The sequence below is a fragment of the Methylobacterium sp. SyP6R genome (assembly GCF_019216885.1).
GTDB lineage: Bacteria > Pseudomonadota > Alphaproteobacteria > Rhizobiales > Beijerinckiaceae > Methylobacterium.
This window is the reverse complement of sequence record NZ_JAAQRC020000001.1, coordinates 3926761-3935000: the sequence shown is the minus strand read 5'-3', so window position 1 is coordinate 3935000 and position 8240 is coordinate 3926761. Positions and strand designations below refer to the sequence as shown.

Here is an 8240-nt window from a genome sequence, read left to right as displayed (position 1 = left end):
CCGGTTTCAGGAACTGTTTCACTCCCCTCGTCGGGGTGCTTTTCACCTTTCCCTCACGGTACTGGTTCGCTATCGGTCGCTGAGGAGTACTTAGGCTTGGAGGGTGGTCCCCCCATCTTCAGACAGGATTTCACGTGTCCCGCCTTACTCGTGTCCTGGCATTGGCTTGTCCCGTACGGGGCTGTCACCCATCACGCCGGCCATTCCAGGCCGTTCCGGTAAGCGTCATGCCAGGCGCTGGCCTGGTCCGCGTTCGCTCGCCACTACTGACGGAGTCTCGTTGATGTCCTTTCCTCCGGGTACTGAGATGTTTCAGTTCCCCGGGTTCGCTTCAAACCCCTATGGATTCAGGATTTGATACCTTCTCGAACCATCGTAGCGCAGACCCAGGATCGCTCCTGAGCCTACGATACGGTGGCTGAAGGTGGGTTTCCCCATTCGGAGATCCTCGGATCAAAGCTCGTTCGCAGCTCCCCAAGGCTTATCGCAGCGTACCACGTCCTTCATCGCCTCTCAGCGCCAAGGCATCCACCAGATGCTCTTAAGGCACTTGATCGCTCTCATGATCGGTGTCCGGCGGTAAGCGAAAGCCTTTGCAGGCTTGGCACACCACCATCCACGGTCACGATAAAGACCGGCAGCAGGTTCTTTCGAACCCGCTGCCTTATGCTTGCCGAACGCACCCAGGTCCGCCGCTTTCGCAACGGCCTGGGCACATTCCCTCTTCACGATGTCAGATATCCGCAGCCACCCGCTGATGCGTCGATGGTGCGAAGCTCTTTGATCCGGACGACCCTCGACCTCACTGCCCGATGGCAGGGGAGGGTGGTGGAGCTGGACGGGATCGAACCGACGACCTCATGCTTGCAAAGCACGCGCTCTCCCAACTGAGCTACAGCCCCGAGTGGGATGTGCTCCAGCGGCGAGATCACCGTCTGACCATGGTGGGCCTGGGACGACTCGAACGTCCGACCTCACCCTTATCAGGGGTGCGCTCTAACCACCTGAGCTACAGGCCCGTCGCTGGCTCCGCCAGCGTGTCCGGATGATGAGAAAGAGAAACGAAGACGGCGCGTCCCGCCAAATGAACCCTGACTGGGTTCTTGATCCAACGACGCCGTACGAGGAGAGGACCGGTCACCCGATCGTCCTGACAAACAGCATCCTTAGAAAGGAGGTGATCCAGCCGCAGGTTCCCCTACGGCTACCTTGTTACGACTTCACCCCAGTCGCTGACCCTACCGTGGTCGCCTGCCCCCTTGCGGTTGGCGCAGCGCCGTCGGGTAAGACCAACTCCCATGGTGTGACGGGCGGTGTGTACAAGGCCCGGGAACGTATTCACCGTGGCGTGCTGATCCACGATTACTAGCGATTCCGCCTTCATGCACCCGAGTTGCAGAGTGCAATCCGAACTGAGACGGCTTTTGGGGATTCGCTCCAGGTCGCCCCTTCGCTGCCCATTGTCACCGCCATTGTAGCACGTGTGTAGCCCATCCCGTAAGGGCCATGAGGACTTGACGTCATCCACACCTTCCTCGCGGCTTATCACCGGCAGTCTCCCCAGAGTGCCCAACCGAATGATGGCAACTAGGGACGTGGGTTGCGCTCGTTGCGGGACTTAACCCAACATCTCACGACACGAGCTGACGACAGCCATGCAGCACCTGTGTGCACGCCTCCGAAGAGGACTGTGGATCTCTCCACATCGCATGCCATGTCAAGGGATGGTAAGGTTCTGCGCGTTGCGTCGAATTAAACCACATGCTCCACCGCTTGTGCGGGCCCCCGTCAATTCCTTTGAGTTTTAATCTTGCGACCGTACTCCCCAGGCGGAATGCTTAATGCGTTAGCGGCGCCACTGACCTGCATGCAGACCAACGGCTAGCATTCATCGTTTACAGCGTGGACTACCAGGGTATCTAATCCTGTTTGCTCCCCACGCTTTCGCGCCTCAGCGTCAGAACCGGACCAGACAGCCGCCTTCGCCACTGGTGTTCTTGCGAATATCTACGAATTTCACCTCTACACTCGCAGTTCCGCTGTCCTCTTCCGGTCTCAAGCCAACCAGTATCGAAGGCCATTCCGTGGTTGAGCCACGGGCTTTCACCCTCGACTAAATCAGCCGCCTACGCGCCCTTTACGCCCAGTGATTCCGAGCAACGCTAGCCCCCTTCGTATTACCGCGGCTGCTGGCACGAAGTTAGCCGGGGCTTATTCCTCCGGTACCGTCATTATCGTCCCGGAGAAAAGAGCTTTACAACCCTAAGGCCGTCATCACTCACGCGGCATGGCTGGATCAGGGTTGCCCCCATTGTCCAATATTCCCCACTGCTGCCTCCCGTAGGAGTCTGGGCCGTGTCTCAGTCCCAGTGTGGCTGATCATCCTCTCAGACCAGCTACTGATCGTCGCCTTGGTGAGCCGTAACCTCACCAACAAGCTAATCAGACGCGGGCCGATCCTTCGGCAGTCAAGCCTTTCCCCAAAAGGGCGTATCCGGTATTAGCTCAAGTTTCCCTGAGTTATTCCGAACCGAAGGGCACGTTCCCACGCGTTACTCACCCGTCTGCCGCTGACCCCGAAGGGCCCGCTCGACTTGCATGTGTTAAGCCTGCCGCCAGCGTTCGCTCTGAGCCAGGATCAAACTCTCAAGTTGAAGAGCTGATCAAAGCTGATCACAATAGTAACGGAGGCTCACGACCGACCGGCGTTTCCACCAATCGTGTGAGCACCGAAACGTCAGATCAGCATCATCCTACTCACGACCGGCTCCGAAGGAACCGGCCCGCAGGGACGACGCCGTCCACGCTTCTCTTTCTCGTATGTACTTGTCAAAGAGCGGGTCGGGCCGGGAGCCAGACCTCGTACCCCGGAGAACAGAAAGCCGAGCCGGGTTTCCCTGGCCCTTGCTTCACCGTCTCTGGGGAAGTCCTTCGCGGCGGCCAGTTCGTCGGCGCCCCGTCGGTGAGCGGCTGTCTAAGGGTAGCCGGCTCGCCTGTCAATCGCGTCCCGGAACCATCGTGAGCCGCTCCAGGTCGTATGGGAATCCGCTCGGCGGCGGTCGCCGTGACGAAGGCGGCACGGGCAACGCTGCGGCCCACGCTTGTCGCGGCGAGCAAGGGTGGGACCTGAGCTCCTCTCCCGGCGATCCGGCAGAGCCGCGGGTGGGTTCAGGCGCGGGTCAGCTTGGACACCACGGCGAGCAGCTGCTCGGGCTTGAACGGCTTGGTGATCCAGCCCGTCGCGCCGGCGGCTTTGGCCTGCTGCTTGATGCCGTCATCCGATTCCGTGCTCAGGAACAGGATCGGCACACCGGTCAGGGCAGGCATCGTCCGGAGGTTCTTGATCATGTCCAGGCCGTTCATCACCGGCATGTTGAGGTCGGTGATGACGAGGTTGAGCGCGTTGGACTTGGCCTTGGCGATGCCCTCGGCGCCGTCCCCGGCCTCGATGACGGTGTGCCCGGCCGGTCCGAGGACCACCTTGATCATCTGCCGGATGCTGGCGGAATCGTCGACGGCGAGAACGTTGGCCATGGGGAAGGAACTCCGAAAAGGGTGTCGGGGAAGATCGGCGATGCGACGTCGCTCAGGCGGCGCGGGCGAAGGGGGGCTGCGTGGCCAGGCCGGCCCGCCCGAAGGCGCCCTGTACGATGTCGGGCATGTCGACGAGGGTGAGGCGCTTGGCTTGCCGCTCCGCGGTGCCGGCCGCCGAGACGACGAGCTGCACGAAGGCGATATCGGCCCGCTCGATATCGGCGCAATCGAGGACCAGATCATTGGTCGATGCGAGGGCAGCGGCGATCTCGCCGTGAAGGGAGCGAATTGCCCTCAAGGTGCAATCGCCCGACATTCTGATGCACACGGTGTCTGACATGACGGCGCCGTTGTCCCGAGGAGGCGTCCGAGCCGCGCCTCGCCGCAAGATTAAGCGGGCTCCGCGTAAAACTTTCTTGAATCGATTCGTCCGGTCCAAGCTACAACGCTAACGCTTCCGCAATCATGGCGCCCGTACCGTCGCGACGACCCGAGGCTCGACGTCGCGAGCGCGGAGCCCATGCCCGGTCCCATGGAGCCAGGACGATGATTTCCGAGGTGGCACAGGTGACGTGGGAGCGCTCCCGTTCACGGTGGCTGCGGCCCCGCAACGCCGCGTCGGCCCTCGTCCCGGCCGCGGCGGCCGCCCCACGCGCCGAACCGGCCGCATCGTCTGATCCCGAGACCTCTGCCTCTCCCGACACGTCCGCCGCCATCGACCTGCTGCAATCCTGGCTCGGCCTCACCACCCTGCAGCGGCGGGCGCTGGAAGCGCTGGTCGGCGAGCTCGACCGCTCCTCCACGCACGTGGAGGAGAGCGTCCAGGGCCTGACCCGCCGCTTCGAGAACATCGCGGCGTCGACCCGCGAGCAGGCCGAGATCGTGCAGGGACTCGGGGCCTCGATCCAGTCGGTCGAGATCGACGGGCACTCGGTCCTCCTCGCGGACGTCGCCTCCGGGCTCGGGGAGACCCTTGCCGCGCTGATGGACAAGGTGGGCGGGCTCTCCCGCCAGGGCGGCGCGACGGCCCGTGCCCTCGACACGGTGCTCTCCGAGATCGACGCGGTCGAGGGCAGCGTCGCGCGGATCGAGGCGATCAACCGCCAGACCAACCTCCTCGCCCTCAACGCCAAGATCGAGGCGGCGCGGGCGGGCGAGGCCGGCCGCGCCTTCGCGGTGGTGGCCGACGAGGTCCGCCTGCTGGCGCAATCGATCAATACGCTCTCGGGCACGATCAAGGACCAGATCGGCTCCATCGCCACGGGTTTACGCGACAGCCACGGCCTGTTGCAGGACATCGCGACGGTCGACGTCTCGGACGAGAGCCGCAGCGCCGAGGCGCGGGTCCACACCGTGATGCAGACCCTCGTCGCCCAGAACTCGCGCTTCGCCGGCATCCTGCAGCAGACCGCCGAGACGACGCAGTCCATCACCACCGACGTGTCGGGCGCCATCGTGGCGTTGCAGTTCCAGGACCTGACGAAGCAGCGCCTCCAGAACAGCCAGACGGTGCTCCAAGGGCTTGCCCTCGAACTCGGCCGCATGGCCGAGGCGACGGCGGCGCAAGGAATCGACCCCTCAGGCGTCGCGCCCGATCAGGCCTGGGCCGAGGCAATGATCGCCTCCTGCACCCTCGGCCAGGTCCGGGACCGCCTGCGGCGCCAGATCCTGGACCAGGAGACGGGTCGGGAAACGGGTCACGCACCGGTTGTCGAGGCCGCAGCGCCCTCGGCCGGGGCGACGGCCGTGGACGAATTCGACGGCATCGACCTGTTCTGACCGACGCTCTGCCGCTTGTCGGATGACGGGGCGTCGCTTGCGCCGTCATCGGTCCATCACGCCGGTGCCGTCCCCATCGCGGCAGGCCCCGATACCTTCGAGACCGCACTGCGGTCTTTTTTCATTTACCAAGATTCATTCGATTTATTCCATTCGCGGGAACCCGCTTCCGTGACGTAGAAGCAATTTCGTCATTGCTAACTGAAAATTAGCCTCCACTGGGCAACTCTTGGTTACTGCGAAAGGCCGCATTTCCCAGGATTCAGCTCCGATGTCGCGAACCCCGTCGCCCGCAACCATCGCGGCCGTCGAACGGAGCGTGATCGACGGGCCGGGCGAGGCGGCGTGGCGCATTCGTCTTCGCGATTACCGCGCGATCCAAGGGTCGATGCAGACATGACTACCCTCAACCCGGTCGACGTGTTCCGCATGGAGGCCGACGAGCTTCTGGCCTGCCTCGAGACGACCTTGCTCGATCTCGGCGAGAAGCCGCAGGACAGGACGCTGATCGACACGGCGTTCCGCGCGCTCCACACCATCAAGGGCTCGGGGGCGATGTTCGGCTTCGAGCGTGTGGCGGCGTTCACCCACGATTTCGAGACCGCGTTCGACCTCGTGCGCCAGGGCCGCGTACCGGCGAGCGTCGATCTCGTGAACGTCGCCCTGTCGGCCAAGGACTATATCCGCCTCCTGATCGAGGACCCCGAGGGGGCCGAGCCGGTCTTCGGCCAGGCCATCCTCGACGAGCTCGGCGGACTCGTCGGGCGCGCGACCGGCCGGACCGAGGCCGCGCCGGCTCCTCTCCCCGAGGCTGCGCCGGTCGCCGACGGGGCCGGCTGGCGCGTCGCGATCGCCTTCGCGCCGGACGTCCTGCGCAACGGCACCAACCCGCTCGCCCTCCTCGACGACCTGCGCGACCTCGGCGCCTCCGCGATCGTGCCGCGGCTCGACACCGTGCCGGACCTCGCCGCGCTCGATCCGGAAGCGCTGTCGATCGGCTGGGAGGTCACGCTGCCGGCCGGCGTGACCCGCGAGGCGATCGAGGACGTCTTTCTGTTCGTCCAGGACGAGATGACCCTCACGGTGACGCCGCTCGGCGGAGAGGCCGAGGTGCCGGCACCGATCCCTGCGGACCCCGTCGCGGCGGATCCGATGCCGACGCCCCCCACGATCCCGGCGGCACTCCCGGCCGGGCGGCCCGCCTCCCCTCCCCCGCCGGCTCCCGAGCCGCGAGCCGGCGCGCGGGCGCGCGAAGAGCGCGCCACCAGCACGGTGCGGGTCGAGGCGGGCCGCCTCGACGAGCTGATGGACCGGGTCGGCGAGCTCGTCATCGCCCAGGCGCGGCTGAGCCAGCTTGCCGGCCTGCACGCCGATTCCGGGATCAAGACCGTCGCCGAGGAGATCGAGCGCCTCTCGGCGCGCCTGCGCGACACCACGATGAGCATCCGCATGGTGCCGATCGGGGCGTTGTTCGGCCGCTTCCGGCGCCTCGTCCACGACCTGTCGCGGGATCTCGGCAAGCCGGTCGATTTCGTGACCGAGGGCGAGGACACCGAGCTCGACAAGACGGTGATCGAGCGCCTGGCCGATCCGCTGGTCCACCTGATCCGCAACGCCATCGACCACGGCATCGAGGACCCGGCCCGGCGCGCCGGCAGCCCCAAGGGCGCCACCGGCCGCATCACCCTGTCGGCCGAGCATGCCGGGGCCCAGGTGCGGATCAGCGTGCGCGACGACGGCGCCGGGCTCGACGCCGCCCGCATCCGCGCCAAGGCCGAGGAGAAGGGGCTCGTCGCCCCCGGCGTGGCGTTGAGCGACCAGCAGGTCTACCAGTTCCTGTTCGCCCCCGGCTTCTCGACCGCCGCCACGATCTCGGCCCTGTCGGGCCGCGGCGTCGGCATGGACGTGGTCAAGAAGACCATCGAGTCGTTGCGCGGCACGATCGACATCACGACCGAGCCGGGCGCCGGCACCACGGTCTCCTTGCGGCTGCCGCTGACCCTCGCGATCATCGAGGGCCTGCTGATCCGGGTCGGCGAGGGCCGCTACGTCGTGCCGCTCGCCGCGGTCGAGGAATGCGTCGAGCTGCCGATGGGCGACCGGGCGAGCCGGGGCCGCGACTTCCTCGACATCCGCGGCACGCTGGTGCCGTTCCTGCGGCTGCGGTCGATGTTCGGGGCTGAGGGCGAGCCCGACCCGTACCAGAAGGTGATCATCGTCTCGGTCGGCGAGACCCGGGTCGGGCTGCTCGTCGACCAGATCATCGGCAACCACCAGACGGTGATCAAGTCGCTCTCGAAGCTCCACGCCGACGTGGCGACCTTCTCGGGCGCCACGATCCTCGGCGACGGCACCGCCGCCCTCATCATCGACGTCGCGCGGCTCGTGTCGGGCGGGCACGCGGAGATGCCGCGCGAATACCAGGACGTAGCGTGATGACCGGCACAATGGACGAAATCCGGCCGACGGCCGGCTTGCAGGCGGTGAATTTGCAGGCGGCCAACTTGCAGGTGGTGAAGGTGCGCATCGGCTCCGAGACCTTCGCGCTCGATGCCGGCATGGTGCGGGAGATCATCGACCCGATCCCGACGACCCGGGTGGCCGGGGCGCGCTCGCATCTCGACCGGGTCGTGAACGTGCGCGGCAACGTCGTGCCGCTCGCCGACATCCGCGAGCGCTTCGGCATGAAGCCGGAAGCGGCGACGGCGGATACCCGCTTCGTGGTGATCGAGGTCGAGATCGCGGGTGATCCCGTCATCCTGGCCCTCGTCGCCGACAAGGTCTTCGAGGTGACCGAGGTCGAGACCGGCACCGCGCAACCGATCCCGAAGGTCGGCACCTCGTGGCGGCCGGAATACATCAAGTCGATCGTCAAGTGCGGGAGCGATTTCGTCATCCTGCCCGACGTCGAGCGCATCCTGAACTAA

The 8240-nt window shown here is 65.6% G+C and carries 5 protein-coding genes, 2 tRNA genes and 2 rRNA genes (1 of these 9 running past the window's edge); 3 read left to right on the top strand and 6 right to left on the bottom strand.

Annotation, left to right across the window (positions count from 1 at the left end; genetic code table 11):
• The 6 genes from HBB12_RS18120 to HBB12_RS18095 all read right to left on the bottom strand — a co-directional run.
• Nucleotides 1-556, bottom strand: a 23S ribosomal RNA gene (locus HBB12_RS18120); it reaches 2261 nt to the left of the window's first position.
• Between the two features lie 270 nt (nt 557-826).
• Nucleotides 827-902: transfer RNA gene (locus tag HBB12_RS18115), tRNA-Ala, on the bottom strand.
• 40 nt (nt 903-942) lie between these two features.
• Nucleotides 943-1019, bottom strand: a tRNA-Ile gene (locus HBB12_RS18110).
• A 151-nt stretch (nt 1020-1170) separates the two neighbouring features.
• Nucleotides 1171-2654: ribosomal RNA gene (locus HBB12_RS18105) — 16S ribosomal RNA — on the bottom strand.
• Together the 16S and 23S rRNA genes with 2 tRNA genes alongside form the textbook arrangement of a ribosomal RNA operon.
• A 514-nt stretch (nt 2655-3168) precedes the next feature.
• Nucleotides 3169-3534, bottom strand: coding sequence for a response regulator (locus HBB12_RS18100; RefSeq protein WP_236990620.1), 366 nt, complete (start codon nt 3532-3534; stop codon nt 3169-3171).
• Between the two features lie 52 nt (nt 3535-3586).
• A complete protein-coding gene (locus HBB12_RS18095) occupies nt 3587-3874 on the bottom strand; it encodes an STAS domain-containing protein (RefSeq protein ID WP_236990619.1) in 288 nt (95 codons plus the stop codon).
• A gap of 218 nt (nt 3875-4092) precedes the next feature.
• On the opposite strand from HBB12_RS18095, the gene HBB12_RS18090 reads away from it, so the two are divergent.
• From HBB12_RS18090 to HBB12_RS18080, 3 genes are all read left to right on the top strand, one after another.
• Nucleotides 4093-5313: a methyl-accepting chemotaxis protein gene (locus HBB12_RS18090; protein WP_236990618.1), complete on the top strand. Its 1221-nt coding sequence runs from the start codon at nt 4093-4095 to the stop codon at nt 5311-5313.
• A 396-nt stretch (nt 5314-5709) separates the two neighbouring features.
• On the top strand, nt 5710-7749 hold the full coding sequence (locus HBB12_RS18085; RefSeq protein WP_236990617.1) for a chemotaxis protein CheA: 2040 nt from the start codon (nt 5710-5712) through the stop codon (nt 7747-7749).
• Nucleotides 7749-8240: a chemotaxis protein CheW gene (locus HBB12_RS18080; RefSeq protein WP_442919290.1), complete on the top strand. Its 492-nt coding sequence runs from the start codon at nt 7749-7751 to the stop codon at nt 8238-8240. Before HBB12_RS18085 ends, HBB12_RS18080 begins: the two co-directional genes overlap by 1 nt.

Excerpts from the sequence above, each read along its gene's own strand:
- HBB12_RS18100 (WP_236990620.1), bottom strand. The coding sequence starts at position 3,534 with ATGGCCAACGTTCTCGCCGTCGACGATTCCGCCAGCATCCGGCAGATG.
- HBB12_RS18095 (WP_236990619.1), bottom strand. The coding sequence starts at position 3,874 with ATGTCAGACACCGTGTGCATCAGAATGTCGGGCGATTGCACCTTGAGG.
- HBB12_RS18085 (WP_236990617.1), top strand. The coding sequence starts at position 5,710 with ATGACTACCCTCAACCCGGTCGACGTGTTCCGCATGGAGGCCGACGAG.
- HBB12_RS18080 (WP_442919290.1), top strand. The coding sequence starts at position 7,749 with ATGACCGGCACAATGGACGAAATCCGGCCGACGGCCGGCTTGCAGGCG.